The sequence below is a fragment of the Micromonospora sp. AB353 genome (assembly GCF_049538395.1).
In the GTDB taxonomy this organism is placed as follows: domain Bacteria; phylum Actinomycetota; class Actinomycetes; order Mycobacteriales; family Micromonosporaceae; genus Micromonospora; species Micromonospora aurantiaca.
On record NZ_JBMVFV010000060.1, the window covers coordinates 1 to 25,424 of the forward strand.

General features: G+C 72.8%; 25 protein-coding genes. 14 read left to right on the top strand and 11 right to left on the bottom strand.

The features are described 5' to 3' along the window. The first annotated feature begins 72 nt into the window (after positions 1–72). Positions 73–639, top strand: a complete 567-nt coding sequence (locus ACPCK6_RS21725) for a hypothetical protein (RefSeq protein WP_423482052.1) — start codon at positions 73–75, stop codon at positions 637–639. A gap of 194 nt (positions 640–833) precedes the next feature. Continuing rightward, positions 834–1,286: a hypothetical protein gene (locus tag ACPCK6_RS21730; protein ID WP_423482053.1), complete on the top strand. Its 453-nt coding sequence runs from the start codon at positions 834–836 to the stop codon at positions 1,284–1,286. A gap of 67 nt (positions 1,287–1,353) precedes the next feature. On the opposite strand, the gene ACPCK6_RS21735 is transcribed toward ACPCK6_RS21730, so the two are convergent. Genes ACPCK6_RS21735 through ACPCK6_RS21750 form a run of 4 tightly spaced genes read right to left on the bottom strand, consistent with a single transcriptional unit; the run spans position 1,354 to position 6,749 of the window. After that, the gene (locus ACPCK6_RS21735; protein WP_423482054.1) at positions 1,354–3,564 is read right to left on the bottom strand and encodes an alpha-galactosidase; all 2,211 of its coding nucleotides are present in this window, start codon (positions 3,562–3,564) and stop codon (positions 1,354–1,356) included. Beyond that, entirely contained in the window at positions 3,561–4,442 is an 882-nt protein-coding gene (locus ACPCK6_RS21740; protein ID WP_013284905.1) for a carbohydrate ABC transporter permease, read from the bottom strand. Before ACPCK6_RS21740 ends, ACPCK6_RS21735 begins: the two co-directional genes overlap by 4 nt. Then, positions 4,439–5,395, bottom strand: a complete 957-nt coding sequence (locus tag ACPCK6_RS21745; protein WP_318333135.1) for a carbohydrate ABC transporter permease — start codon at positions 5,393–5,395, stop codon at positions 4,439–4,441. Before ACPCK6_RS21745 ends, ACPCK6_RS21740 begins: the two co-directional genes overlap by 4 nt. A gap of 22 nt (positions 5,396–5,417) precedes the next feature. Then, positions 5,418–6,749 carry an ABC transporter substrate-binding protein gene (locus ACPCK6_RS21750; protein WP_423482055.1) on the bottom strand — a complete coding sequence of 444 codons (1,332 nt, stop codon included), beginning with the start codon at positions 6,747–6,749 and terminating at the stop codon, positions 5,418–5,420. A gap of 279 nt (positions 6,750–7,028) precedes the next feature. On the opposite strand from ACPCK6_RS21750, the gene ACPCK6_RS21755 reads away from it, so the two are divergent. From ACPCK6_RS21755 to ACPCK6_RS21765, 3 genes are all read left to right on the top strand, one after another. Next, positions 7,029–9,038 (top strand): beta-galactosidase, encoded by a 2,010-nt coding sequence (locus ACPCK6_RS21755; RefSeq protein WP_423482056.1) that lies wholly within the window; start codon positions 7,029–7,031, stop codon positions 9,036–9,038. 35 nt (positions 9,039–9,073) lie between these two features. Beyond that, positions 9,074–9,850: a DeoR/GlpR family DNA-binding transcription regulator gene (locus tag ACPCK6_RS21760; protein WP_194802589.1), complete on the top strand. Its 777-nt coding sequence runs from the start codon at positions 9,074–9,076 to the stop codon at positions 9,848–9,850. Between the two features lie 102 nt (positions 9,851–9,952). Next, positions 9,953–10,942 carry a sporulation protein gene (locus ACPCK6_RS21765; RefSeq protein WP_396883980.1) on the top strand — a complete coding sequence of 330 codons (990 nt, stop codon included), beginning with the start codon at positions 9,953–9,955 and terminating at the stop codon, positions 10,940–10,942. A 61-nt stretch (positions 10,943–11,003) separates the two neighbouring features. Here the strand turns inward: ACPCK6_RS21765 and ACPCK6_RS21770 are convergent, their stop codons facing one another. Beyond that, positions 11,004–11,378 carry a hypothetical protein gene (locus ACPCK6_RS21770; RefSeq protein WP_036343163.1) on the bottom strand — a complete coding sequence of 125 codons (375 nt, stop codon included), beginning with the start codon at positions 11,376–11,378 and terminating at the stop codon, positions 11,004–11,006. Positions 11,379–11,663: 285 nt separating this feature from the next. On the opposite strand from ACPCK6_RS21770, the gene ACPCK6_RS21775 reads away from it, so the two are divergent. Continuing rightward, positions 11,664–12,086 (top strand): hypothetical protein, encoded by a 423-nt coding sequence (locus ACPCK6_RS21775; RefSeq protein ID WP_262012025.1) that lies wholly within the window; start codon positions 11,664–11,666, stop codon positions 12,084–12,086. Between the two features lie 54 nt (positions 12,087–12,140). On the opposite strand, the gene ACPCK6_RS21780 is transcribed toward ACPCK6_RS21775, so the two are convergent. Further along, complete coding sequence (locus ACPCK6_RS21780) at positions 12,141–14,435, bottom strand: HelD family protein (protein ID WP_514132360.1); 2,295 nt, start codon at positions 14,433–14,435, stop codon at positions 12,141–12,143. A 166-nt stretch (positions 14,436–14,601) separates the two neighbouring features. Next, positions 14,602–15,711, bottom strand: a complete 1,110-nt coding sequence (locus tag ACPCK6_RS21785) for a LolA family protein (protein WP_423482057.1) — start codon at positions 15,709–15,711, stop codon at positions 14,602–14,604. 95 nt (positions 15,712–15,806) lie between these two features. Between ACPCK6_RS21785 and ACPCK6_RS21790 the strand changes: the two genes are divergently transcribed. Together ACPCK6_RS21790 and ACPCK6_RS21795 are read left to right on the top strand one after the other, a co-directional pair. Beyond that, a complete protein-coding gene (locus tag ACPCK6_RS21790; RefSeq protein ID WP_013284915.1) occupies positions 15,807–16,463 on the top strand; it encodes a response regulator transcription factor in 657 nt (218 codons plus the stop codon). Beyond that, a complete protein-coding gene (locus ACPCK6_RS21795) occupies positions 16,460–17,863 on the top strand; it encodes a sensor histidine kinase (protein WP_423482058.1) in 1,404 nt (467 codons plus the stop codon). Before ACPCK6_RS21790 ends, ACPCK6_RS21795 begins: the two co-directional genes overlap by 4 nt. 4 nt (positions 17,864–17,867) lie before the next feature. Here the strand turns inward: ACPCK6_RS21795 and ACPCK6_RS21800 are convergent, their stop codons facing one another. Then, positions 17,868–19,430, bottom strand: coding sequence for a tetratricopeptide repeat protein (locus ACPCK6_RS21800; RefSeq protein WP_423482059.1), 1,563 nt, complete (start codon positions 19,428–19,430; stop codon positions 17,868–17,870). Positions 19,431–19,478: 48 nt separating this feature from the next. Beyond that, positions 19,479–19,949, bottom strand: a complete 471-nt coding sequence (locus tag ACPCK6_RS21805) for a MarR family winged helix-turn-helix transcriptional regulator (RefSeq protein WP_396883976.1) — start codon at positions 19,947–19,949, stop codon at positions 19,479–19,481. Between the two features lie 50 nt (positions 19,950–19,999). Here ACPCK6_RS21805 and ACPCK6_RS21810 point away from each other — a divergent pair, with 50 nt between their 5' ends. Together ACPCK6_RS21810 and ACPCK6_RS21815 are read left to right on the top strand one after the other, a co-directional pair. Next, the gene (locus tag ACPCK6_RS21810; protein ID WP_396883975.1) at positions 20,000–20,521 is read left to right on the top strand and encodes a VOC family protein; all 522 of its coding nucleotides are present in this window, start codon (positions 20,000–20,002) and stop codon (positions 20,519–20,521) included. Between the two features lie 48 nt (positions 20,522–20,569). Next, the gene (locus tag ACPCK6_RS21815) at positions 20,570–21,472 is read left to right on the top strand and encodes a hypothetical protein (RefSeq protein WP_396883974.1); all 903 of its coding nucleotides are present in this window, start codon (positions 20,570–20,572) and stop codon (positions 21,470–21,472) included. On the opposite strand, the gene ACPCK6_RS21820 is transcribed toward ACPCK6_RS21815, so the two are convergent. Then, entirely contained in the window at positions 21,438–21,956 is a 519-nt protein-coding gene (locus tag ACPCK6_RS21820; protein ID WP_396883973.1) for a potassium channel family protein, read from the bottom strand. The genes ACPCK6_RS21815 and ACPCK6_RS21820 overlap by 35 nt on opposite strands. Positions 21,957–22,069: 113 nt before the next feature. Beyond that, positions 22,070–22,243 carry a DUF4236 domain-containing protein gene (locus ACPCK6_RS21825; RefSeq protein ID WP_064498970.1) on the bottom strand — a complete coding sequence of 58 codons (174 nt, stop codon included), beginning with the start codon at positions 22,241–22,243 and terminating at the stop codon, positions 22,070–22,072. Positions 22,244–22,508: 265 nt separating this feature from the next. Here ACPCK6_RS21825 and ACPCK6_RS21830 point away from each other — a divergent pair, with 265 nt between their 5' ends. The 4 genes from ACPCK6_RS21830 to ACPCK6_RS21845 all read left to right on the top strand — a co-directional run bounded on the left by ACPCK6_RS21830 (position 22,509) and on the right by ACPCK6_RS21845 (position 25,418). Then, the gene (locus ACPCK6_RS21830) at positions 22,509–22,586 is read left to right on the top strand and encodes a putative leader peptide (protein WP_355097166.1); all 78 of its coding nucleotides are present in this window, start codon (positions 22,509–22,511) and stop codon (positions 22,584–22,586) included. Positions 22,587–22,721: 135 nt separating this feature from the next. Continuing rightward, positions 22,722–23,750, top strand: coding sequence for an ABC transporter substrate-binding protein (locus ACPCK6_RS21835; RefSeq protein ID WP_423482060.1), 1,029 nt, complete (start codon positions 22,722–22,724; stop codon positions 23,748–23,750). Beyond that, positions 23,747–24,565, top strand: coding sequence for an ABC transporter ATP-binding protein (locus ACPCK6_RS21840; protein ID WP_396883970.1), 819 nt, complete (start codon positions 23,747–23,749; stop codon positions 24,563–24,565). The genes ACPCK6_RS21835 and ACPCK6_RS21840 overlap by 4 nt, the downstream gene beginning before the upstream one ends. Further along, positions 24,558–25,418 carry an ABC transporter permease gene (locus ACPCK6_RS21845; protein WP_423482061.1) on the top strand — a complete coding sequence of 287 codons (861 nt, stop codon included), beginning with the start codon at positions 24,558–24,560 and terminating at the stop codon, positions 25,416–25,418. The genes ACPCK6_RS21840 and ACPCK6_RS21845 overlap by 8 nt, the downstream gene beginning before the upstream one ends. Positions 25,419–25,424 lie beyond the last annotated feature (6 nt).

Here is a 25,424-nt window from a genome sequence, read left to right on the forward strand (position 1 = left end):
CGGGCGCGGGTACAGACGCCACGCCCTTGATCGCGGGTCGAGGCGCGAGCGCGAGGGACTGGAGGCGACGTCATGAGCACGGGAACCAGGGGACGACCGTCGGGGCTGGTGATCGGCTCGCTCGTGGCCATCTCGTTCGGCACCGTGTTCGTGCTGGTCAACAGCGGCGGTCTGGACGCGCCCTGGCCGCTGGTGCTGCGCGTCGCCGGCCTGCTGGTGGCCGCGCTGCTCCTGGCCGCGCTGTTCCGGGTGGCCCGCAGGGAGACGCCCGCCCCGCAGCGGGAGGCCGCCGGGTTCATGGACCGCCGCTACTGGCTGGTGGTGGCGCTGGAGGCGGTCGCGCTCTTCGGTGGCCTGTCCGTGATCAACAACGTGCTGGACCGCCCCGCCGTGGCAGTCGCCTGGGTCGCGGTGGTCGTCGGCGTGCACTTCTTCGGCCTCGCCCACGTCTGGCGGATGCCGCTCTACCACTGGCTCGGCGGTGTGATGACCGCGCTCGGCCTGGCCGGGTTCCTCGCCCACGCGCTCGGCGCGGGCGCCGGCACGGTCGGCCTGATCTCCGGTGTGGGGTGCGGCGCGGCCCTGTTCGCCGCCGTGGCGCTGGCCCTGCGCGACACCGCCCGCCGCGCCACGGTCTGAGGGCGGCCGGACCACTGATTGCGGTCGGGGGGAACGTGGCCGGAACTTGGTGACTCAGGGTGTTGCGGTCTCCGCTTAGCGTGAGGGGAGTCGTACTCCTTGAGGGGCGGGGACATGTGGGAAACGATTCTGGGCTTCGTCAGTCTGATGCTGGTCGCGGTGTCGTTGTGCTTCTCCGCCGGCAGACGCGGGAGGTGGCGAAACAGAGCCGCATCAACAACGGCATCGGCTCGGCCACCGCGCTGATGGAAGTGAACAATCTGTCTCGCGCCTGGCACGACCGCCTGTTGGAGAATCCGCCGCTCCGCGCATACTTCTTCGACCGGAAGCCCTCCGCGCCGACCGACACCGACCGGTCCGTCGTGGTCACCCTCGCGGAGCTACTCGCGGACGTGCTGGAGTGCGAGCTGCAGGTGGCCGGGCTGCTGCCCGACTTTCGATTCGCCCACTCCTGGCACCGGTGGCCCGCGCACATGCTGGAGCAGAGCCCCGTCCTGGTCGAGGTGGTGGAGAGCCACCCCGACTGGTGGCCCACGCTCCACGAGCTGTGGCGCTCTACCGGCGAGTCCCACCCGGCCGCCGTGACCCATCCATTGGTCGGCGGGCCTGCGGCCACCCCGACCCGCGTCCCGCGGCGACGCCGGTGACCCCACGAACGTCCGGGGCGCGTAGGCTCGCGCGGCTGAACGGGCCGGTCACCGCTGCCGGCGTCGCTCAGGCATCGACGGTGACCTCCAGGAGGAGGGCCTGCTCGGGGTGCAGAGCCGGCAGTTGCAGGCCGACCGAACCCAGCACCGAACCGGTCACCGTGATGCCGTCGCCCGGCCAGGACAGCCAGCCCGGCGGGGACAGCTCCAGCAGCGCCGGCTCCGGCACCCCGGCGGGCGGGCGGACCCGGTAGCGCCGCTGCGGGTCCAGCCCCGGCAGCCGTACCTGACCCGGCACCTGCGTCGTGGAGGTGGCGACCCGGCTGACCGCGTACACCGCATGGGAGCTGTCGTGGGCGACCACGCCGTGGGCCTGCACGGCCGGGTCCGGGTGGTCGACCCGGACCACCCGGCCGGTGTGCAGCAGCGGGCGCAGCCGCTTGTGCAGCGCGACCCAGGCGGCGAGTTCGGCCCGCTCGCCGGGCTCGATCGCGCTGATGTCCCACTCGATGCCGTGGTGGCCGAACAGTGCGGTGACCGCGCGGAAGCTCAGGTCGTGTACGCGGTGCGTGGTGTGTGAGCGTTCCGGGCCGATGTGCGTGCCGATCAGTTCCGGCGGCAGCAGCAGGCCGGTCCAGCGCTGGATGGACAGCCGTTCCAGCGCGTCGTTGCAGTCGCTGGCCCAGACCCGGTCGGTGCGGCGCAGGATCTCCAGGTCGACCCGGGCGCCACCGGAGGAGCAGCTCTCGATCTCGACGTCCGGGTGCCGGGCGCGCAACTCGTCCAGCAGCCGGTAGACCGCGAGGGTCTGCGCGTGCACACCCGGCCGTCCGGCGTGCCCGGCCTCGGTGAGGTCGCGGTTGTGGTCCCACTTCAGGTACGCGAGCCCATCGTGCTCGCTCAGCACCGCGTCGAGCCGTTCGAGCAGGTACGCGTACGCGTCCGGGCGGGCCAGGTCGAGCACCTGCTGGTGCCGCCACGGTGGCGGCAGCCGGCCCGGCGCCTGGAGCACCCAGTCGGGGTGGGCGCGGAACAGGTCGGAGTCGGGGTTGACCATCTCCGGTTCGACCCACAGCCCGAACTGCATGCCGTGCCCGCGTACGTGGTCGATCAGCGGCTGCAACCCGTCCGGCCAGACCTCGCCGTCGACCCACCAGTCGCCGAGCCCGGTCTGGTCGTGCCGCCGGCCGCGGAACCAGCCGTCGTCCAGCACGAAGCGTTCCACCCCGACCTCGGCGGCCCGGTCGGCGAGCGTCCGCAGCCGGTCCAGGTCGTGGTCGAAGTAGACCGCCTCCCACACGTTCAGCGTGACCGGCCGCGGCGTGCGCGGGTGCGAGGTGCGCGCCCGTAGGTGCGTGTGCAGCGCGTCGCTGAGCCCGTCCAGCCCGTCGGTCGAGTGGGCCGCGTAGAGCAGGGGAGTGGCGTACTCCTCGCCCGGCCCGAGCACGATCTCGCCGGGTGCCAGCAGCTCACCGCCGCCGAGCGTGGACTCACCTGTGGGGCGGCGTTCGGCGGCGGTGACGTGGTCGCCGCTCCACGCGGTGTGCACCGCCCACACCTCGCCGTGCCGGAAACCGAACCCGGACGTGCCGGCGACCAGCAGCAGCGTGGCGTCGTGGCCGGTACGGCCGTGCCGTCCCTCGCGTACCCACGCGCCCATCGGCCACGGGTGCCGCTGCGGCGCGCGTTCCCGGCACCAGCGGCCGGTCAGGTCGAGCAGTTCGGTGGCGACCGCCGGCACCGGCAGCACCGGCGTCAGCTCGCGTACCTCGTACCGGCCGTCGCCGTCGTTGCGGAGCCGGTGCCGAAGTGTCAGCACACCCGCCGCGTCCAGCGTGATCTCGACGGTCAGGCTCAGCCCCGCGCCCGGGTCCGCCGCCCGCACCACCACCCGCCCGGAGGAAAGGAAGGGCCCCTTGTTAACGCCTGGTGCATGTAAAGGGTCCCCTCCTAACAGCTCAGGCGGTGCCGCAGGCTCGTCGTGCACGTCGAGGCCGGTGAGGCGGAACGCCGTCGACCAGTCCCGGCCGTCACGGTGACCGGCGAGACCGGGCCGCCCGCTCCACCCGGCGCTCGCCTCGGGCAGCAGCGACAGCACAGTGGGCGTGTCGAAGCTGCTCGGCACCACCGGCGGCACCGTGGCGTCGACGACCGCAGGCAGGTCCTCGTCGGGCAGCGGGCCGAGGTCGGCGCCCCAGTGCACGACCCGGGGCAGCCCCGGGCCGCGGGCGTCGAGCACCAGGCTGGTCCGCGCGCGGCGCAGGTGGACGATCGTCATCCCTTGGAGGCTCCCAGCGTCAGACCCCGGACGAACTGCTTCTGGAGCAGGAAGAAGATCACCAGGGTGGGGATCGCGACCAGCACGGAACCGGCCGAGACCAGGTTGTTGTCGGTGAAGAACTCGCCGCGCAGGTTGTTCAGCGAACTGGTGACCGGGAACTTGTCGCCGGTCCGCATGAGCACAGTGGCCCAGAAGAACTCGTTGTAGATCCAGGTGACCTCCAGCGTGGCGAGGGCGGCCAGCGCCGGGCGGCACAGCGGCATCGTCACCTGCCAGTACTGCCGCCACACGTTCGCCCCGTCGACCATCGCGGCCTCGTACAGCTCGTGCGGCAGCGCCTTCATGTAGTTGCTGAGCACGAACACGCAGAAGCCGCACTGGAACGCGACGTTGACCAGGATCAGCCCCCAGTAGCTGTCGTACAGCAGCTCCGAGTCGCTCATCCAGGCCGGCAGTGGGATCTCGGTGAACATCCGGAACAGCGGGATGAGCAGCGCCTGCTGCGGCAGCAGGTTCGCCGCGGTGAACAGGCCGAGCAGCGCGATGTTGAGCTTCCAGCTGAACCGGGCGATCACGAACGCCACGCAGGAGGCGAGGAACAGCGTGAGCAGCACCGCCGGGACGGTGATGTACGCCGAGTTGAGGAAGTGCTTGCCGAACTCGGCGGTACGCCAGGCGGTGACGTAGTTGTCGACCGTCCAGCCGCCGAGCGACACGTAGCCGTTGGCGGCTGTGTACTCGTAGGAGCGGAACGAGGTGAGCACCGCCCAGAGGATGGGGAACAGCCAGCCCACGGCGACCGTACCCAGGAACAGGTGCAGGACGACCCGGGCGGGCCGCACGGGGCGGCGGCGGCCGGCGGAGACGGCGGTCATCGCTTGTCCTCCCGCATCACGGTCCAGAGGTAGATGGTGATGAAGACCAGCGAGACGGCCAGCATGATGGTCGCCAGCGCGGAACCGAAGCCGATCCGGCTGGCTTCGCCCACCACGTTCTGGGTGACCAGCGCGGAGATCAGCTCCAGCCCGTTGCGGCCCTTGTTGATGACCCAGACCAGGTCGAACGCGCGCAGCGACTCGATCACCGTGACCACCAGCACGATGATGTTGATGGGGCGCAGCACCGGGAAGACGACGCGGAAGAACGTGCTGGTCTCCGAGGAGCCGTCCACCGCCGCGGCCTCCCGCAACGACGGGTCGACGCCCTTGAGGCCGGCCAGGTAGAGCAGCATGATGTAGCCGACGTGCCGCCAGCCGGCCGCCACCAGGACGGCCCAGATGTTGACGTCCGGGTCGCCGTACCAGTCGGTGTCGCCGCCGAACACGCCGTTGAGCAGCCCCTGGTCGCGGCTGTAGATGAGCTGCCAGACGAAGCCGATGAGCGCGAGCGACAGCACCACCGGCAGGTAGAGCGCCGTCTGGTAGAAGCGGCTGCCGCGCAGTTCCTTGTCCAGCAGTACGGCGAGGAACATGCCGAACGGGGTGGCCACCACGAACAGCGCGGCCAGCCAGAGCAGGTTGTTCTGCACGGCGGGGACGAACGGCGGGTAGATGTTCACCACGTCGTCGTAGTTCTTGGCCCCGACCCACTCGATCTCGCTGATCGGGCCGATGCCGTCCCAGTTCGTGCCGGAGAGCAGCACGGTCGCCACCGCGGGCAGCCAGACCAGCCCGGTGACGAGCAACAGGGGTACCAGCACCATCAGCGTGATCACCACGCGGTCGGTGCGGGACAGGAGCCGTAGCCGGCGGCCGCGACCACCCTTGGTGGTGGTCGCGGCCGGCGGCGGCACGGCGCGATCCGCTTGGATCAGGGGCAGGTCGGACATGATGTCCTTCCCCCTTCCGCCGTCAGCTGGTGAAGATCGACTTCTTCTGGTTCTCGATGCTGGTGAGCAGCCCGCCGATGTCCTTCGGGTCCTTGATGAACTGCTGCAACGCCGGGATGATCACGGTGGAGGCGAAGTCCGGCCGGGTGTCCCGGTCGAGGAACTGGGCGATCTCGGTGGCGGATCCGACCAGCTCGGCGGCCTTCTTCTGCAGCGCGGTGTAGGCGCCGGTTTCCGCGCCGCTGTTCGCGACGAGCGTGCTCGGGTCGTTCTTGACGGTGATGTCCGCCGCCTCCTTCGAGCCCAGGTACGTCAGCAGCTTCTGCGCCGCGTCCTTGGACTTCGGCTTGCGGGCCATCATGTAGCCGTCGATCGGGGCGTCCAGCGCCTTCGCGCCGATCGTGGAGTCGATCTCGGGGAACGTGAAGAAGTCCAGGTCCTCCAGGTCGGCGCCGCTGAACTGCTGGCCGACGAACAGGCCGAGCAGGTACATGCCGCTCTTCTTCTGCTGCAGCGACTGCGCGGCCTCCTGCCAGGTGCGGCCGAGCGAGTCCGGCTGGTGCAGGGGGAGCAGCCCGGCCCAGGTGTCGAAGACCTTCTTCACCTTGTCGGAGGTCCACGCCTCCTTGCCGGCCATCAGGTCGATGTGGAACTGGTAGCCGTTGATCCGCAGGTTGAGGATGTCGAACGTGCCCATCGCCGGCCAGCCGTCCTTGTCCGCGAACGCGATCGGGACCAGGCCGTCCTTCTTCATCTGCGCGCCGAGCGTGTTCAGGTCGTCCAGCGTCTTCGGCACCTCGTAGCCGCGCTGCTGCCACACCGACTTGCGGTAGAAGACGGCCCACGGGTAGTACGACGCCGGTACGAAGTACTGCTTGCCGTCGTCGCCGGTGGACGCCTTCTTGAACGCGTCGGAGTAGCCGTCGAGCTTGCCCCACACGTCGCTGAGGTCACCGGCCAGGCCCTTGGCGGCGAAGAAGCGCATCCGGTAGCCGGCGAACCAGGTGAACACGTCGTCCGGCTTGCCCTGCAGGTAGTTGTTGATGTTCTCCTGGAACGTGTTGTGGTCGACCGTGTTGATGTCGACGGTCACGCCGGAGGACGTCTTGAAGCCGTCCATCACCTTCGCGACGACGTCCTTGGGCTTCGGGTCCGACTGGTTCGAGCCGAGCGAGACGCTCTTGGCGTCGCCGCCGGACCCGGAGTCGGAGTCGCCGCAGCCGGCGAGCAGCCCGGTGCCGAGCAGCGCCCCCGCGCCGGCCGCGCCGGCGAGCAGCGAGCGCCGGTTCAGGCCGGCGACGGACGGGGGTACGAGGCGGGCGAGGTACTCGGCTTGCGAGCGGGGACGGGACATGGTGCCTCCTGCGTGGAAGAGGTGCGCTGCGCTCATGGACCGTGATCGTTGGCGGTGAGCGGTGTTCGTGTCGGCAGTGGCAGATCCACCGAGAATCCACACGTCCGAACACAAACAGCCGGTGGCGCTTGAAGCTACCCCTTGGCGCGGCGCTGTCAAGAGGGCAAAAAGACAACGCTGTCGGCGGCAGGGCAGGGCAAAGAGCCGGTAAACGTTGGAACTTCAGTCGATGTTGGAAAGTGTTGACTTGGGTGCTGTTCAGGGGCACCCTCTGCTGTCATGCGGAACTGGCACGGCGAGGGCATCTGGTACGGCGCCGACTACAACCCGGAGCAGTGGCCCGAGCAGACGTGGGCCGAGGACGTCGATCTCATGCGACGCGCCGGGGTCAACCTGGTCTCGGTCGGCATCTTCTCCTGGGCCCTGATCGAACCCACCCCCGGCCGGTACGCCTTCGACTGGCTGGACCGGGCGATCGACCTGCTGCACGACGGCGGCATCAGCGTCGACCTGGCCACCGCCACCGCCAGCCCGCCGCCGTGGCTGGCGCACCGGCACCCGGAGACGCTGCCCCGCCGGGCCGACGGCACGGTGCTCTGGCCGGGCGGCCGGCAGGCGTACTGCCCCAGCTCGCCGGTGTTCCGGGACCACTCGCTCGCCCTGGTCGAGGCCGTCGCCCGCCGGTACGCGGGACACCCCGCCGTGGTGCTCTGGCACGTCTCCAACGAACTCGGCTGCCACAATGTGCACTGCTACTGCGACGTCAGCGCCGAGGCGTTCCGCGGCTGGCTGCGCGAGCGCTACGGCGACCTGGACTCGCTCAACGCCGCCTGGGGCACCGCGTTCTGGAGCCAGCGCTACCACGACTGGGCCGAGATCAACCCGCCGCGTACCGCGCCGACGTTCGCCAACCCGACCCAGCAGCTGGACTTCCTGCGGTTCTCCTCCGACGAGCAGCGCGCCCAGCTGCGCGCCGAGCGGGAGCTGCTGAATCGGCTCGTCCCGCAGCCGGTCACCACGAACTTCATGATCGGCACCGGCATCAAGTACCTGGACTACCACTCGTGGGCCTCCGACGTGGACGTCGTCGCCAACGACCACTACCTCACCGCCGCCGACCCGCAGCCGCAGGTCAACCTGGCCCTCGCGGCCGACCACACCCGGGGCGTCGCCGGCGGCGCGCCGTGGCTGCTGATGGAGCACTCCACCAGCGCCGTCAACTGGCAGCCCCGCAACGTGGCGAAGACGCCCGGTCAGATGCGCCGCAACAGCCTCGCCCACGTCGCGCGCGGCGCCGACGGGGTGCTGTTCTTCCAGTGGCGGGCCTCCCGGGCCGGCGCGGAGAAGTTCCACTCCGCGCTGGTCCCGCACGCCGGGCCGGACACCAAGGTGTTCCGCGAGGTCTGCCGGCTCGGCGCCGACCTGCGCGCGCTCGCCGAGGTACGCGGCAGCCGCGTCGACGCCGACGTGGCGATCCTGTTCGACTACGAGGCCTGGTGGGGCGCCGAACTCGACTCCCACCCGAGCGTCGACGTCACCTACACCGACCGGCTGTCCGCGCTGCACGCCGCGCTCTGGCGGGCCGGGGTCACCGCCGACGTGGTGCACCCGTCGGCCGACCTGTCCCGCTACCGGCTCGTCGTGGTGCCCACGCTCTACCTCGTCCGCGACGCCGACGCCGACGCGCTGCGCCGGTTCGTGGAGGCCGGCGGCACGGCGGTGGTCACCTACTTCAGCGGCATCGTCGACGAGCACGACCACATCCGGCTCGGCGGCTACCCCGGCGCGTTCCGTGACCTGCTCGGCGTACGCGTCGAGGAGTTCTTCCCGCTGCGGGCCGGCGAGACGGTACGCCTCGACGACGGCGCCCGCGCCGACGTGTGGACCGAGTGGCTGCACGCCGAGGGCGCGGACGTGCTGGCCGCGTACACCGACGGGCCCCTGCCCGGCGTGCCGGCGCTGACCCGGCAGGCCGTGGGCGCGGGCGCGGCCTGGTACGTCGGCACCCGGCTCGACGACGACGCCACCGACCGGCTGGTGGCCCGGCTGCTCGACGAGACGGGCGTCCGTCCGCCGGTGGGCGCGCCGCCCGGGGTGGAGGTGGTCCGTCGCCGCTCGGCGGACCGGAGCTGGCTGTTCGTGGTCAACCACACCACCGAGCCGGCCCGGCTGGCGGTCACCGGCACTGAGCTGCTCGGCGCCGTCCGGTGCGACGGCGAGCTGGAGGTGCCGGCGGGTGAGGTGGCGGTGGTCCGCGAGGAGCCCGCGCCGGTGCCCGCGACCGCCTGACCGGTACCCTGCCGTTCGCGCCGAGGAGGTCCCCCATGCTCGCCCAGCAACGGCAGAGCGCCATCCTGGAGTTGATCCGTCAGAGTGGCGGCGTCCGGGTCAGTCACCTGGTCAGCCGGTTCGGGGTGTCCGACATGACGATCCGCCGCGACCTGGAGGTGCTGGCCGACCGCGGCCTGATCGACAAGGTGCACGGCGGCGCGACGCTCGCCGGACCCGGCTCCACCGAGGAACCCGGCTTCGCCGCCAAGTCGGTACGCCAGCAGGCCGAGAAACGCGCCATCGTGGAGCGGGCCGCCGGCCTGGTCGAGCCCGGAATGGCGGTGGCGCTGTCCGCCGGTACCACCACCGCCGCGCTGGCCGCCCGGCTGGCCGAGGTACGCGGGCTGACGGTGGTCACCAACTCGATCCCGGTGGCCGACGCGCTCTACCAGAATCCCCGCGCCGACCAGACGGTGGTGCTGACCGGCGGCATCCGTACCCCGTCGGACGCGCTGACCGGCCCGGTCGCCGAGGCGGCCATCGCCGCACTCAACGTCGACCTGCTCTTCCTCGGCGTGCACGGGATGAGCCCACGTACCGGCTTCACCACGCCCAACCTGCTGGAGGCGGCGGTGAACCGGCGGCTCATCGGGTCCGCGCGCCGGCTGGTGGTGCTCGCCGACCACACCAAGTGGGAGACGATCGGCATCGCCACCATCGCGCCGCTGGAGGAGGCCGACGTGCTGATCACCGACGGTGGTCTGCCACCGGAGGCCCGCCGGCAGCTCGGTGAGCAGGTCGGCGAGCTGGTGGTGGTACGCGCCGACTGAGCACACGACCTGCCTCACAGCCACTTCTCAGCCCCGCCGTCTAGGGTGCCGTGACGAGCGCCCGACGGTCCATGTCGGAGCGCAGTCGCACGGGAGTGACCGATGGTCTTCAAGAAGATGTTGAGCGCGTTCGGCGTGGGTGGCCCGAGCGTCGACACGGTGCTCACCAACCCGAACACCCGGCCCGGGCTGACCCTGGACGGGCACGTCAACCTGGTCGGCGGCGACAGCCCGGCGCGGATCGAGCAGATCAACCTCGGCCTGGTCACCCGCGTCGAGATCGAGGGTGGCGACCACGAGTACGCGGGCGTGATGGAGTTCCACCGGATGCCGGTCAGCGGCGCCTTCGAGCTGGCCCCGAAGCAGCAGCTCTCCATCCCGTTCCAGATGCCGGTGCCGTGGGAGACCCCGATCACCGACGTGTACGGCCAGCGCCTGCACGGCATGACGATGGGCCTGCGCACCGAGCTGGCGGTGGCCCGCGCCGTCGACAAGTCGGACCTGGACCAGGTGTCGGTGCACCCGCTGCCGACCCACGAGCGGATCCTGGAGGCGTTCCAGGCGCTGGGCTTCCGGTTCAAGCACGCCGACCTGGAGCGCGGCCACATCTACGGCGTGCCCCAGACGCTGCCGTTCTACCAGGAGATCGAGTTCTTCGCCGCGCCGCAGTACGCGCAGACGGTCACCGAGGTCGAGTTGACGTTCGTGACCAGCCAGCAGGGCGTCGAGGTGATCCTGGAGTGCGACAAGCGCGGCGGCTTCCTCAGCCCCGGGCACGACGTCATCGGCCGCTACTCGGTCCCGCACAGCGACGCCGCCCGTACCGACTGGGTGCAGGTCGTCGACGGCTGGCTGCGGGAGACCACCGGCCGTTACGGCAGCATGCGGGCCCAGGGCTTCGGCATGCCGCACGGCGGCCACGGCTACCCGGGTCACCACGGCTACGCCGGCCACGGGCGGCGCGGCCCGGGCATGGGCGGCGTGGTCGCGGGCGCCGCGCTGGGTGTCGCCGGCGGCATGATCGCCGGGGAGATGCTCGACGACGCGTTCGACGGCGGCGGCGACGACTTCGGGGACTTCGGCGAGGAGTGAGCGGACGCGACGACGCCCCCGGGACGGATCCCGGGGGCGTCGCCGTTCGCGCGGCGTACGGTCAACGTCCGCGGCGCTCCTTGCCGGAGCGGCGCGCGCTGCCCGCCTTCGACAGGCCACGGCTGACCAGGTACGCGCCGGTCAGCGCGGTCAGGTACCACCACGCCTGGTTCGGGTTGTTGATGTTCAGGCCGTTGGTGGCGGCGCCTCGCCAGAACGCGGCGATCACGACGACCGCGACCGCTGCGGCGTACACCCAGAACTCGGTGGTCAGGAACGCCTGCTTCGTCTCCGTACCCGGGGACGGCATGTTCTCCCGGTGACCGTCGTGCATCGACGGCATGTGCCGGGTCGACGTGTCCTGCATGCTCGACCGGTTCTGGACGTCGGACATCGGCCGGTTCATCGGCCTGGTGGATGCAGCCTGCGTGCTCATCTGGTCCTCCTCAGGATTTGATGAGTCGTTAACCTGCACACCCTCGCCCCGCTACCGCAGGTCGGCCACGGCGCGGTTCGCGCTCTGTGGCGGGGGCACCCTGGGTCTACCCGGGGCCGGAGACAAGGTAACCGCCGGTCACCGTCGAATGGCCGCCGCGCTCGGCTCGCGGCCGGAACCGGACACCGGGGCGCACACCGGGCCTTTCGCCGCCGGTTCCGGTTTCAGCCACCCGCCCTCGGGCACGCACCACCGATACCCCGAGAGAGCTGCGAGGTGGTTGACGTGCGTGAGGACGACATGCGGCAGGACGCCGCCCGGCGGGCCGAGCAGCGGGTCGCCGGAGGCGTGTACGGCGAGGGCGCGCTGGACGAGGTCACGGTGCCGCAGACCGACGTCGAGCGGATGCGGCAGGAACTCGACCCGGACGACCCGGCGGACGTGCCCGTCGACCCGACGGTGCTGCGCGACGGCGGGCCGACCCGGGGTCAGGGCGCGGTGACCACGACCGGCGGTACGGCGGGTCCGGCGAGTGTGCGCCGGGTGGCCCGTCAGCCCGAGAAGCACCCGGGCAAGGTGGCCCCGACGACGACCGGTGACGCGAGTACGGGTGGCTTGAGCACCCCGGCCGGCGGTTCCACGAGCGACAACTCGGCCACGGGTGCCCAGGTGGGCAACTTCACCGACAACCGCCCCAACCCAGGCTGACGGGTTCACGGGACGGCGGGACGGCCTCCGCCGCCCGCCGTCCCCCGGTGGGGGTTAGGGGGTGCGGAGGATGCCTAGGCGCTGGGTGGCTCTGGTCAGGGCCACGTACAGGTCGCTGTGGCCCCTGGGGGACTCGGAGACGATGCGGGCCGGGTCCACCACCAGCACCGAGTCGAACTCCAGGCCCTTGGCCTGCTCGGTGGTCAGCACCACGATCCGGTTCGCCAGCTCCGGCTGCTCGCCCACCGTCGCCTCCGGCAGTGCCGCCACCACCGCGCCGCCCAGCTCGGCCACCCGGCCGGTCGGCACCAGCACGCCGAGCCGCCCGTCACCGAGCGACGCGGCCTCCCGGGCGGTCGCCTCGATCAGCTCCGTCACGAGGCGGTCCGCCGGTACGGTCCGGTCCCACGGCGGTACGCCGGTGGCGCGTACCGAGCGGGGTGGCCGCAGCGCCCTGTCGATCTCGGCGAGCACGTCGGCGGCGACCGCCATGATCTCGGCCGGGGTGCGGTAGCTGACCGTGAGCTCCTCCAGCCGCCACCGGTCCGCCACGTACGGCGCCAGCGCCTCGCCCCACGACGGCGTGCCCGCGAGCGCGCCGGTCTGCGCCACGTCCCCGACGATCGTCATGGACCGGCTCGGGCAGCGGCGCATCAGCAGCCGCCACGCCATCGGCGACAACTCCTGCGCCTCGTCCACGATGACGTGCCCGAACGCCCAGGTCCGGTCGGCGGCGGCGCGCTGGGCGGTGGTGAGCCGGTCGGACTCCTCCTGCCGCTCGGAGAGCCGGTCGGCGTCGATCAGGTCGGTGACGCCGAGGATCTCACCGCCGTCGGCCTCGTCCTCCACGTCGATGGAACGGGAGCCGCGCCAGATCTCCAGCACGCCCTCGGCGTACTCGCGTTCCATCGCCCGGATCCGCTCCCGGCGGGCGACGGCGGCGCGCTCGTCCTCGCCGAGCAGTTCGGCGGCCTCGTCGAGCAGCGGCACGTCGGCGGGCGTCCAGCCGCCCGGCTCGCGGTGCAGCGCGGCCCGCTCGTCGTCGGTGAGCATCGGCGCGGCGGTGGCGATCCGTTCCGGCGAGGCGTACAGGTCGGCGAGCAGGCGCTGCGGGGTCAGCACCGGCCACAGCTCGTCCAGCGCGGCCCGGATCTCCGGCTCCTCGCGCAGCTCGCGGCGGATCTCCGCGCGGTCGGCCTCGGAGAGCAGGTTCTCCCCGCCCAGCGGGTCGGCGCCGATCCGCTCGGCCACCTGGTCGGCGAGCGCGTGCACGATCTCCACGTCGAACAGGGCGCGGGCCAGGTTGTGCGGGCGGCCGGTGCGGCGTACCCGGTCGCGGGCCTGCCGCACGGTCTCCGGGTCGAGCGTCAGCACCTCCCGCTGCGGCAGCTCGATGGTGACCGGCTCGTCGGGCACCCACTGCCGGTCGCGGACGGCGGCGGCGAGCACGTCGGCCAGCACCGCGCGGCCCTTCAGCGCCGCGGTGGTGGCCGGCTCCGCGCGGCGGGCGTGTACGCCGGGGAACAGGTCGGCCTGGGTACGCAGCAGCACGCCGGTCTCGGCCAGCGTGGGCAGCACCTGGGAGATGTAGCGCAGGAACGTGGCGTTCGGGCCGACCAGCAGCACGCCCCGGGTGGAGAGCTGCTGGCGGTGGGTGTAGAGCAGGTACGCGGCCCGGTGCAGCGCCACCGCCGTCTTGCCGGTGCCGGGCCCGCCCTGCACCACCATCACGCCCGGCAGGTCGGCACGGATGATCCGGTCCTGCTCGGCCTGGATGGTCTCGACGATGTCGCGCATCCGGCCGGTACGCCCGGCGTTGAGCGCGGCGAGCAGCGACGCCTCGCCGGTCAGCTCCTCGTGCGCGGTGGGGGAGGCGGCGGCGATGTCCAGCACCTCGTCGTTGAGCCCGGTCACCTTCCGGTCGCGGGTGCGCAGGTGTCGCCGGCGGCGTACGCCCTGCGGGTTGGCGGCGGTGGCCAGGTAGAACGGGCGGGCGGCGGGGGCGCGCCAGTCCATCAGCAGCGGGTCGTAGTCGCCGGACGAGTCGAAGATCCCGATCCGGCCGATGTAGCGGACCCCGCCGTCGTCGCCGTCGAGGCGGCCGAAGCACAGGCCGCTCTCCACCGCGGAGAACTGCTCGACCTGGTCGGCGTACATCGCGACCGTCGAGTCGCGCTGCGAGCGGGCCTGCTGCGTGCCACCGGTGTGGCGCAACTCCTCGTCGAGCCGCCGGGCGGCCTGTTCCCGCATGCCGTCCAGCCGGTCGTACAGCATCGAGACGTATTCCTGTTCCCGGCCGATCTCGTCGTCCTGGCGCAGGTCAGCCGACACGTCGGAGTGCGTTGACAATCCGGCTCCTCATTGACTAGAATTGCCGCAGGAATGGCATTCAGAAGCCATTCCTTTTTTGTGCCTGAACTGAGAAAGATAGCGCGTCGGCAGCCACCCGACCAAGCCCGGACACGACTCGGGGCCCGGCCGGCGTCAGCCGACCGAGCCCCGGGCATGGCGATTCTCAGCCCTTCGCGGCCTCGTAGAGCCGCTCCGGCGTGACCAGACCGGCGATCACCCGGCCGTCGTCGGTCAGCAGCACGCTGAACAGCTTGCCGCTGAGCAGCCGGCCGCTACCCCAGTCGCCGCTGACCTTCGGCAGGTCACCGAGCACGCCGGCCAGCATCTGGGCATCCGGCGCGTCCGCGCCGGCCTTCGCGCCGCCGCCGGTCGCCGCGTCGCCGATCTTGGCGACCACCACCGTGGTCCAGCCGGTGCCGACGGTACGGACATCCGGCTTCTCGGCGTCCTTCGTCTCGAACCGCTTACCCGCCGGTCCGGGCCGCTCGCCCTCGGTCGCCTCGGTGACCTTCACGCCGGGCGGCGGGTTGAACCGGAACTGGTCGGCCTCCGGCGTGCGGAAGTCGACCTGGGTGAACGCCACCTGGAACGCCGGCTCGTCCTGCCCGTCGGCGAGCACCTGCAGGCGCAGCGGCACGTGCTCCTTCGCGTCCAGCGCGATCCGGACCTGGTGGACGAGTGACGCCTTGTCGCGCGGCGTGAGCACCAGCTCGTACGCGTCCCGCCCGGCGACGGTGGCGGTGCGGCCGACGGTGACCGCGGTGGTCGGGTCGATCGCCTCCAGCGCCCGGTCCGCGGCGTCGGCCGGGGTGGCCGGCACGGTGGCCCGCTCCGGCGCGTCAGCTGGCAGCAACCGGTGCGTGGCGGTGTTCTCCCGGCTGTTCCAGGTCCAGACGTCCCGCCCGTTGCGCAGGATGTCCTGCTCGCCGAGCGTGTCGACGAGCGCGAGCCGCTGCCGGTCCTCGCCGCCGTACCAGACGCGCAGCGTGTGCGTACCGGAGACCAGGCCGGCCAGGTCGTTGCCGGTGGCCTGGCCGGCGAGCGCGGCGATCGGCGGCAGGCCGAGGTCGGCGCGCTGCACCACGGTGCCGGAGAGCCCGTCCAGGCGGGACGTGCGCAGGTCTTCCAGGAGCTGGGCGGCGCTGCGCGGCGGTAGTGCCGGGTCGGCGCCGGCGGCGAACGTGCCGACGGCGGCGCCACCGCCGATCACGGCGACCCCCGCGGTCACCGGGACCAGCCAGCGCAGCACGGCGCGGTTCTTCATCACTGACATAGTGTGCACCTCCTGCGCTCCATGCTGCGCGAGCGTCGCTGTGACCACGCTGAGGAGATCCCCTACGGGTGAGCCCGTGGTGGCACCCTGGACCGGTGCGGTTGCTGGTGGTGGAGGACGAGACGCGGCTCGCGGCGGCGCTGCGCCGGGGCCTGTCGGCGGAGGGTTTCGTGGTCGACGTGGCGGCTACCGGCCCGGACGGGCTGGACGCGGCCCGGCACGGCGAGTACGACGCGATGATCCTCGACGTGATGCTGCCCGGCCTGTCCGGGTACGAGGTGGTGCGCCGGCTGCGCGCCGAGCAGCGCTGGCTGCCGGTGCTGATGCTGTCGGCCAAGGACGGCGAGTACGACCAGGCAGACGGCCTGGACTGCGGCGCCGACGACTACCTGACCAAGCCCTTCTCGTACGTGGTGCTGCTGGCCCGCCTGCGGGCGTTGCTGCGCCGTGGCGCGCCCCGGCGGCCGACCGTGCTCACCGTCGGCGACCTGCGCCTGGACCCGGCCCGCCGCCGGGTCACCCGGGCCGACACCGAGGTGGTGCTGACCAGCCGGGAGTACGCGCTGCTGGACTACCTGATGCGCCGCCCCGGCGAGGTGGTGTCGAAGACCGAGCTGCTGGACCACGTCTGGGACGCCTCGGTCGACACCGCGCCGAACGCGGTGGAGGTCTACGTCGGCTACCTGCGCCGCAAGATCGGCCGGGAGCGGCTGGAGACGGTACGCGGCGCCGGTTACCGGCTGGCCACATGAGCCGGTGGATACGCGGCCCGTTGCCGCGACTGGGCCTGCGGGCCCGGCTGCTCGCGCTGGGGGTGCTGGGGCTGGCGGTCGGGTTCGCGTTCGGCGGGACGCTGCTGCTGGGCGCGCTGGGCTGGACGCTGCAACGCTCGGTCGACGAGGAGGCGCTGCGTACCGCCGACGCGGTCGCGTTGCTGACCGCCGAGGACGCGCTGCCGGACCCGCTGCCGGTCGCGGGCGGTCAGTTGCGGGTGCAGGTGGTCGACGCGCAGGGCCGGATCCGGGCCGCGTCGATCGACGCGGACCGTCTGGTGCCGATGCTCGGCCCGGACGAGCTGCGTCCCGGGCAGCGGCAGCGGCTGGTGGTGGACGGGCGGCGTGTCGGCATGCCCGGCCCGGTCCGGGTGGTCACGGTGCCGGCCGGCACCGCGCAGGAGCCGCGGACGGTGCTTGTGGCCAAGTCGCTCACCGACGTGCGGCACAGCCTGCACGTGGTCCGCAACCTGCTGCTCGTCGGCTTTCCGCTGCTGGTGGCGGGGCTCGGCGTGGTGGCCTGGCGGGTGGTGGGCGCGACGCTGCGGCCGGTCGAGCAGTTGCGCAGCGGCGCCGCCGAGATCACCGGGCGGGCCGGGGCGGAACGGCTGCCGGTACCGGCCGGGCAGGACGAGATCCACCGGCTCGCGGTCACGCTCAACGACATGCTGGACCGGCTGGCCGCGTCCCGGGACCGGCAGCGGGCGTTCGTCGCCGACGCCGCGCACGAGCTGCGCAGCCCACTGACGAACATGCGGACCGAGCTGGAGGTGGCCCGGCGTCTCGGCGACGACACCGACTGGCCGGCGGTCGCCGACGACCTGCTCGCCGACACCGAGCGGCTGAGCCGCCTGGTGGACGACCTGCTGCTGCTGGCCCGCCTCGACGAGCAGGACGCCCGGCCGTCCCCGGTCGGCCCGGTGGAGCTGGGGGAGCTGCTGCGGACGGTGGCCGCCCGCTATCCGTCGCCGCCGGTGCGGCTGACGCCGCCGGACGCGCCCCGGTGGGTCGAGGGCGACGCGGGGGAGCTGCGCCGGGTGCTGGTGAACCTGGTGGACAACGCGCTGCGGCACGCGTCCTCGGCCGTGGACCTGGCGGTGACCGGGCCGGACGGGGCGTACCACCTGGTCACGGTGACCGACGACGGGCCGGGCATCCCGGCGGCGGACCGGGAGCGGGTGTTCGCCCGGTTCACCCGGCTCGACGACGCCCGGGCCCGCGACGCGGGCGGCGCGGGCCTGGGCCTGGCCATCGTGCGCGAGCTGGTGCGCCGGGCCGGCGGCACGGTGGAGCTGGCCGACGCGACGCCCGGCGCCGCCGCGCCGGGGCTGCGGGCGACGGTACGGCTGCCCGCGCTGGCCGAGCCCGAGCCGGAGTGAGCGGTCAGCGGCGTTTCGTGCAGACCGGCCCGGTGCGGGCGACGCTGTCGGTGGACCAGACCAGCGCCACGGTGAAGCAGTAGTCGGTGGTGCGGTCGAGCCCGTAGGCGATGTAGTCGGCCGACCCGGCGGGCAGCGTCGCGAACGTGCCCTGCGGCTGCCCGGCCCGGCCTCCGGCGACCACCACCGGTCCCTCCGCGCCGGCCGGGTACGTCCAGCTCAGCACGATGCTGTCGCGCCGGTCGGTGAGGGTGAGCTTCCCGGGCGGCGTACCGGGCTTGGCGGCGGCGGGGGTGGACGGCGCGGGAGCGGCGGAGGTCGCCGGCGGCGCGCTGGAGGCCGGCGGCGGGGTGCCGCGGCCGTCGTCGACCCGGGACACGCCGGCGATCACCGCGATGGTGCCGAGCAGCAGCGCCACCGTCACGCCGAGCACCACGAGCGGCAGCCAGGGCCGGGCGCGTCGCTCGGCCGCCGGTGGCCGGGGCACGTGCACCGGCAGGTAGCGCGACGGCGGCTCGGGCGGGGGCGGCGGCACGCGGCGTACCCCGTCGGGCTGGTCGTCGGCGAGCCCGACCACGGTGGGCGGCAGCGGGTCCGCGCCCGGCCGCCACGGCTGTTCGGCCGGGTCGTCGGGCGGCCACGGGTAGTCGTCGAACCCGTCGGCCTCCGGTGCGGTACGCGGCGTCGGCACGTGCGCGGTCTCGGCGGCCCGTCCGGGCGGGTGGTAGAGCGGCGTCTCGACCGGCTCGTCGAGCGCGGGCGGACTGTAGGGCGGCAGGTCGTGCGGCCCTTCGGCCTGCGGGGGAACCCGGGCGGCGGGCACCACAGGCGTGGTCCGCGCGGGCGGCGGCTCGGGGGCGGGCGTGGGCGCGGGGCAGACGTGGTCCGGGTCGGCGGCGGCGCGGGCCAGCGCCGCCACCTGGGCGGCGAGCGGGTCGTCGAAGTCCAGGTGCAGGCGGCACAGCTCCTCGGCGAGCGTCAGGTGCTCGTGCGAGTCGGCGTACCGGCCGCAGTCGCGTTCCATCGCGCCGAGTTTCGCCAGCATCTTGATGCCGCTGGGGTGGCCGTCGCCGTAGACCTCCCGGTGCAGCTCCCAGGCGTCCTGCAACCGGTCGCGGGCCACCTCGCACTGGCCGCGCGCGTACTCCACGGTGGCCAGGTCGGCGTGCGCGGCCAGCACCTGCTGCGACTCCGGGCCGTCGCGGGCGGTCAGCTCGATGATGACGTCGGAGTAGAGCCGGGCGGCCCGGGCGTCGCTGCCGACCCGGTGCAGCACCGCGGCGAGCGTCGCGGCGGCGGTGACGGTGCGCTCGTCGGAGCGGCCGTACAGCCGGGTGGCGGCCGCGTACGCGAACGCTGCCCAGCCGCGGGCGGAGTGCGGCTCGCCGAGCGCGACGAGCACCTTGGCCTGGAGCCCGGCCGCCTCGGCCAGCTCGGGGGAGGCGTTGCCGGGGCGGGGATCGGCGTCGCTGAGCGCGTCGGCGAGCAGCCGGTGCGCGCCGTCGAGGTCGCCTTCGGACACCAGATGGTGCGCCTGGACGGTCAGGTCAGCGAAGCCGGAGGACACGCCCCATCGTGCTCGTCCGGCGACGGTATGTACAAGACCCGGAGTGGATCAGTTTGGTCCCGAATCCGTCAGGTGGCCGGCGAGCGCCTCGCTGATCCGGCGGAGCTGGTCGACCTGGGCCGGGCTGAGCGCGTCGAACAGGTGCCGGCGTACCCCCTCGACGTGGCCGGGCGCGGCGGCGGCCAGGGTGGCGAAGCCCTCGTCGGTGAGCACGGCGACCTGCCCGCGCCGGTCGGTGGGGCAGTCCTCCCGGCGGATCCACCCGGACGCCTCCAGCCGGGCGGCGGCGTGCGACAGCCGGCTGCGGGACGAGCCGGTCAGCTCGGCCAGCTCGCTCATCCGCAGCCGTCGGCCGGGGGCCTCGGAGAGGCGGACCAGGATCTCGTAGTACGCGTGCGGCATGCCCGCGTCGCGTTGCAGCTCACGGTCGAGCGTCTCCATCAGTCCTCGGGAGGCGGTCAGGAAGGCCCGCCAGGTCCGCTGTTCGTCGGGGTCCAGCCACCGGGTCATGACGCCCATCATATCGCCGATAGTTGAACGCTCAACAAAACGGGGGTACGGTCGGTGGCATGGGCATCCACCGACTCAACCACGCCGTCCTCTACGTCAGTGACCTGGAACGCAGCGTCGCCTTCTACCGCGACGTGCTGGGCTTCCGCCGGGTGCCGATGACGCCCGAGGGCTTCCAGGGCGCCGCCTTCCTCCAGGCGCCCGACTCCACGAACGACCACGACCTCGGCCTGTTCTCCATCGGCGCGGCGGCCGGGGCGTCCCAGGCCGGCCGGGCCACCGTCGGGCTCTACCACCTGGCCTGGGAGCTGGACACGCTCGACGAGCTGGCCGCCACCGCCGAGCGGCTCTCCGCCGCCGGAGCGCTGGTCGGCGCGTCCGACCACGGCACCACCAAGAGCCTCTACGGCCGCGACCCGGACGGGCTGGAGTTCGAGATCGTCTGGATCGTCCCGGCCGACCGGCTCGACGACGCCGCGCTCGCCGCGCGGACCCGCATCGGACGGCTCGACCTCGACCGCGAGCGGCAGCGCTACGGCGGGCAGACGCGCGGCGGCGTGGGCGTCTCCGTCCCGGTCTGAGCGGGGTTCACGGCCGGTCCCCGGGCGCCGTGCGGTAGAAACGGCACCATGTCCACCGACGCCGTCCTGCGTGAGCTGCTCGTCCGCCGGCTCGACCACTGGCTCCCCGCCGCGCTGCACCGGGCGCGGCGGGCCACGCTCGCGCTCGCGTACGCCGGAGGTGACGCACGCGGCGCGGAGGAGGCGCTGCGGGTGGTGGCCGAGTTCGCCGACCGGCTGCGCGGGCGGCGGCTGACCGTGCTGGTGGTGGCCGACGACGGCACCGACCTGCCGGCACGCCTCGGCGCCGCCGAGGCAGCCCTGCCCGCCGACGTCGCCGTGCACCTGGTGCCCGGCGGCCCGGACCGGCTGCCGGTGGCGCTCAAGGCCGCCGGTGCGGCCGGCGCGCCGCTGCTCGTCGTGGCCGACGGCGCCGACCCGGACCCGGCCCTGCTCGCCGCCGCCGCGTCCGGACGCCCGGCCGAACTGCTGCTCGTCACCACGCCCGGCCGGTCGCTGCGCCCGGCCCTCACCGACGCCGGGTTCCCGCTCGTCACCGAGGTCGAGCTGGTGCCCGACGGGGACGGTCCGGCGCGGCTGGTCGGCTACGGCACCGCCTCCGACCGAGGGCTGGAGGCGGTCAAGGACGCGCTCTGGGCGGTCGACGAGTACGCCGGTGTGCGCTACCGCGACCCGGCCGACCCGCAGGGCCGCCTGCTCGACATCTCGCTCGATCCCGAACCCGGCCCGCTGCGCCGGGAACTGCTGGCCGAGCTGGCCCGCTCGGGCCCGCAGACGGTCACCGAGCTGCGCCGCTTCGCCACCACCTCCACCGTCTACCGGGCCGCCGACGCCAACCGCGCGCTGGCCTCGCTGCTCGCCGCCGGCGCGGTGACCCGCGACCCGGAGCACGGCCGGCTGGGCGGGGACGTGACGATCAGCGCCGTGGAGAACGCTGGGTCATCTGCTTGACCACTATCGACGCCCCGGTGGCGACCACACCGATGCTGAACACCATCTGCGCGCACACCGCCACCCGGGCGATCTGACCCTGGGCGTGCACGTCGCCGTAGCCGACTGTGGTGAGCGTGGCGAGCGCGAAGTAGAGCGCGTCCACCCGGGTGTGCAGGCCGACGAACTCGCCGGGCCGGGTGTTGGCCACCACGTAGTCGCCGAGCGCGAAGACCAGCAGCCCGGCGATCAGCGCGACCGCGAGCCGGGTCAGCGCCCGGTCCTCGTCCCGGCCGGTCGGCTGGTCCCGGACGAGCTGGCGGCGGACCTGGCCGGTGACCAGGAACGCGATCACCGCCACCAGGACCAGCGTGCCCGCCGAGCGCAGGACCAGCCGCAGGCCGTTCGGGTCGGCCTCGACCGGCACCAGGAAGTAGCCGACGAGCATGAGCAGGCAGGCCGCCACGGCCCGCCGTCGTATCCGCCGCAGCGACAGGTCCGCCATGTGGCGATTCTCCGGCCACCGCAACGCCGTGACGGGCGGAACCGCGAACCCGGGCCGCAGACGACGAGCGGGGCGCCGGCGAATCGCCGGCACCCCGCCCGTCGCCTGGAAGGTCAGGCCTTGTCCTGCTTCCACGACAGCGGCCCCGGAAGGTCCACGCGGTGGGCGCGGGTGTTCGAGTTCCAGGACCAGCGGCCGATCTTGATGCTCCACGACGAGAAGCCGTTCTGGGTGAAGTGGAGGATCAGCGGCCCGTACTTCTTACGCTTGCGGAACTGGACGCCCATCGGGGGTGCCTCCTTCGTCTCCCTGCCTCTGCAGTCGTCTCCATGCCTTCGCGGCAACGAACATGCCCGGATCGACGATTCGCGAAACCCTGCCCGATCCGCTCTGGACGGTGGGGACCGACGCCCGGCAAAATCTCTATCCAACGGGTAGGTGTTAAGGAGTCGTAAATGCTGGTGGAGGCGTGCCGTAACAAAGCCAGCGATGAAAGTCTCACTGACTGGAAGGGCGTTGACCGGGATGGAGAGCGGTCGGCAGCATGAGGACATGTCGCAGCGGAACGAGCTTCTCCTCACCGCTCGCGTGCACGTCGACCTGGTCCGGCACGCGAGCGCGCTCTGTTGAGCCGAGCGCTCGTCGTTCCCTCTCCGCCCGTCCGTTCCCGCCGCCGGCGCACCGTGGCCCGGCGCGGTACGGCGTGCTCCCCGGCCCCGCGCGGGCCCCCTCCACCGCATCGTGGACAGATCAGGAGACTCCGCCATGCCCTCGACCCGATCGCCTCGGCGTGCCCTCACCGCCGCCGTCGCCCTGCTCGCCCTCACCACCGCCACCGCGTGCGGCGCCGACGCCACCGGCGACGCACAGACCAAGGAACTGCGCTACCAGGGTTCGGTCGGCCAGGTGACCCTCCCCGAACTCGCCGCCGACCTCGGCTACCTCGGCGACGTCAAGCTCAAGTGGATCGGCAACGTCACCGGCGGCCCGGCCGACATCCAGGCCACCGCCACCGGCCAGAGCGACTTCGGCGGCGCGTTCAACGGCGCGATCGTCAAGCTCCAGGCCGCCAACGCCCCGATCACGGCGGTGGTCAGCTACTACGGCTCCGACGCGCAGACCTTCCAGGGCTACTACGTGCTCGACGACAGCCCGATCCGCGGCCCGCGCGACCTGATCGGCAAGCGGGTCGGCATGAACACGCTCGGCGCGCACGCCGAGGCCGTCCTGCGTACCTGGCTGGGCCGGGGCGGCCTCTCCGCCGCCGAGATCGCCGCTGTCGAGCTGGTCGCGCTGCCGCCGGTCAACACCGAGCAGTCGCTGCGCGCCCGGCAGATCGACGTCGCCGTGCTCGGCGGCGTGATCCGCGACAAGGCCGTCGCCAACGGCGGCATCCGTACCGTCTTCACCGACTACGAACTGCTCGGCGCGTTCAGCGCCGGCAGCTACGTCTTCCGCGACGACTTCCTCACCCGTAACCCGGACACCGTCCGGACGTTCGTCACCGCAGTGGGCAAGGCGATCGAGTGGGCGCGCACCCAGCCGCGCGAGACCGTGGTGGCCCGCCTCAAGGCGATCATCACCGCGCGCGGGCGCAACGAGGACACCACGCTCGTCGAGTACTGGAAGTCCAGCGGCGTCGCCGAGCCCGGCGGCGTCATCACCGACCGGGAGTTCGCCACCTGGATCGACTGGCTGGCCGAATCCGGCGAGCTGAAGGGCGAGCGGCCGAAGCCGTCCGACCTCTACACCAACCGGTTCAACGCGGCCGCGACCCCCGGCGGTGGCGCATGAGCACCGACAAGATCCTCTTCGACCGGGTGCGCAAGGTCTTCCCGGGCCGGCGTGGCGGCGGCGGTGCGGTCACCGCGCTCGACGATCTCACCCTCGGGGTACGCCCCGGCGAGTTCCTCGTCGTCGTCGGTCCCAGCGGCTGCGGCAAGTCCACACTGCTCGACCTGCTCGGCGGGCTGGCCACCCCGACCGCCGGGCAGGTGCTCGTCGACGGCCACCCGGTCACCGGGCCCGGCCTGGACCGGGGCATCGTCTTCCAGCAGTACGCGCTGCTGCCCTGGCGCACCGCCGCCGGCAACGTCGCGTTCGGACTGGAGGCCAAGGGCCTGCCCCGCGCCGAACGCGCCGACCTGGTCGCGTACCACCTCGACCTGGTCGGGCTCACCGGCTTCGCCGACCGCTACCCGCACGAGCTGTCCGGCGGCATGAAGCAACGCGTCGCCATCGCCCGCAGCCTCGCGTACGACCCGGACGTGCTGCTCATGGACGAGCCGTTCGCCGCGCTCGACGCGCAGACCCGCGACTCGCTCCAGGACGAGCTGGTGCGGATCTGGCAGGCCACCGGCAAGACGGTCGTGTTCATCACGCACGGCATCGACGAGGCGGTGCACCTCGGCCAGCGGGTCGCCGTGATGACGTCCCGGCCCGGCCGGATCAAGCAGGTCATCGACATCGAGCTGGGCGACCGGGACGCCGAGGAGGACGTCCGGTCCACCGACGCGTTCCGCCACCACCGGCACCAGATCTGGACGCTGCTGCGCGACGAGGTACGCGCCGCGCAGTCCGCCGTACGCGAGGAGGCCCGCGTTGGTTGACGTCGCCGCACCACCGGCCCGGCCGGTGGCCGCCCCGCCCGCCCCGCCCGCGCCGGCCGTCGTGCCCCGCCGGACCGGACGCCTGCTCGGCCTCAGCGGCCGGGCGCTGCACCGCAGCGCCGCGCTGCTGGCGCTGGCCGCGATCTGGGAGACGGTGCCCCGCGCCGGGCTGGTCGACCGGGTCTTCCTGCCCCCGCTGTCCGAGGTGCTCGCCGCCTGGTGGGAGCTGCTGCGCACCGGGCAGCTCGCCGACCACGTCGGCGCCAGCCTCACCCGCTCGCTGACCGGGCTGGCCCTCGCCGTGGTCACCGCCATCCCGCTCGGCCTGCTGATCGGCTGGTACCGGCCGCTCGCGGACCTGCTCAGCCCGCTGCTGGAGGTGTTCCGCAACACCGCCGCGCTCGCGCTGCTGCCGGTCTTCGTGCTCATCCTCGGACTCGGTGAGACGTCGAAGATCGCCCTGGTGGTCTACGCCTGCTCCTGGCCGATCCTGCTCAACACCATCGCCGGCGTGAAGGGCGTCGACCCGCTGCTGATCCGCTCGGCCCGCTCGATGGGGCTGAACCACCTGCGGCTGTTCCAGAAGGTGATCCTGCCGGCGTCCGTGCCGACCGTGTTCACCGGCGTCCGGCTCGCCGGGGCGTACTCGATCCTGGTGCTCGTCGCCGCCGAGATGGTCGGCGCGAAGGCCGGGCTCGGCTACCTCGTGAACTACGCGCAGTACAACTTCGCGATCCCCGACATGTACGCCGGGATCATCACCATCTCCGCCATCGGGCTGGTGGTCAACCAGCTCCTCGTCGCCGGGGAACGCCGCTTCTCCACCTGGCGCGTCGACGTCACCACCGCCTGAGAGGAA

Excerpts from the sequence above, each read along its gene's own strand:
- ACPCK6_RS21795 (WP_423482058.1), top strand. The coding sequence starts at position 16,460 with ATGAGCCGGTGGATACGCGGCCCGTTGCCGCGACTGGGCCTGCGGGCC.
- ACPCK6_RS21805 (WP_396883976.1), bottom strand. The coding sequence starts at position 19,949 with ATGGGCGTCATGACCCGGTGGCTGGACCCCGACGAACAGCGGACCTGG.
- ACPCK6_RS21820 (WP_396883973.1), bottom strand. The coding sequence starts at position 21,956 with ATGGCGGACCTGTCGCTGCGGCGGATACGACGGCGGGCCGTGGCGGCC.
- ACPCK6_RS21745 (WP_318333135.1), bottom strand. The coding sequence starts at position 5,395 with ATGTCCGACCTGCCCCTGATCCAAGCGGATCGCGCCGTGCCGCCGCCG.
- ACPCK6_RS21825 (WP_064498970.1), bottom strand. The coding sequence starts at position 22,243 with ATGGGCGTCCAGTTCCGCAAGCGTAAGAAGTACGGGCCGCTGATCCTC.
- ACPCK6_RS21840 (WP_396883970.1), top strand. The coding sequence starts at position 23,747 with ATGAGCACCGACAAGATCCTCTTCGACCGGGTGCGCAAGGTCTTCCCG.
- ACPCK6_RS21765 (WP_396883980.1), top strand. The coding sequence starts at position 9,953 with ATGGTCTTCAAGAAGATGTTGAGCGCGTTCGGCGTGGGTGGCCCGAGC.
- ACPCK6_RS21785 (WP_423482057.1), bottom strand. The coding sequence starts at position 15,711 with ATGTCAGTGATGAAGAACCGCGCCGTGCTGCGCTGGCTGGTCCCGGTG.
- ACPCK6_RS21770 (WP_036343163.1), bottom strand. The coding sequence starts at position 11,378 with ATGAGCACGCAGGCTGCATCCACCAGGCCGATGAACCGGCCGATGTCC.
- ACPCK6_RS21735 (WP_423482054.1), bottom strand. The coding sequence starts at position 3,564 with ATGACGATCGTCCACCTGCGCCGCGCGCGGACCAGCCTGGTGCTCGAC.
- ACPCK6_RS21760 (WP_194802589.1), top strand. The coding sequence starts at position 9,074 with ATGCTCGCCCAGCAACGGCAGAGCGCCATCCTGGAGTTGATCCGTCAG.
- ACPCK6_RS21725 (WP_423482052.1), top strand. The coding sequence starts at position 73 with ATGAGCACGGGAACCAGGGGACGACCGTCGGGGCTGGTGATCGGCTCG.
- ACPCK6_RS21835 (WP_423482060.1), top strand. The coding sequence starts at position 22,722 with ATGCCCTCGACCCGATCGCCTCGGCGTGCCCTCACCGCCGCCGTCGCC.
- ACPCK6_RS21810 (WP_396883975.1), top strand. The coding sequence starts at position 20,000 with ATGGGCATCCACCGACTCAACCACGCCGTCCTCTACGTCAGTGACCTG.
- ACPCK6_RS21755 (WP_423482056.1), top strand. The coding sequence starts at position 7,029 with ATGCGGAACTGGCACGGCGAGGGCATCTGGTACGGCGCCGACTACAAC.
- ACPCK6_RS21740 (WP_013284905.1), bottom strand. The coding sequence starts at position 4,442 with ATGACCGCCGTCTCCGCCGGCCGCCGCCGCCCCGTGCGGCCCGCCCGG.
- ACPCK6_RS21830 (WP_355097166.1), top strand. The coding sequence starts at position 22,509 with ATGTCGCAGCGGAACGAGCTTCTCCTCACCGCTCGCGTGCACGTCGAC.
- ACPCK6_RS21750 (WP_423482055.1), bottom strand. The coding sequence starts at position 6,749 with ATGTCCCGTCCCCGCTCGCAAGCCGAGTACCTCGCCCGCCTCGTACCC.
- ACPCK6_RS21815 (WP_396883974.1), top strand. The coding sequence starts at position 20,570 with ATGTCCACCGACGCCGTCCTGCGTGAGCTGCTCGTCCGCCGGCTCGAC.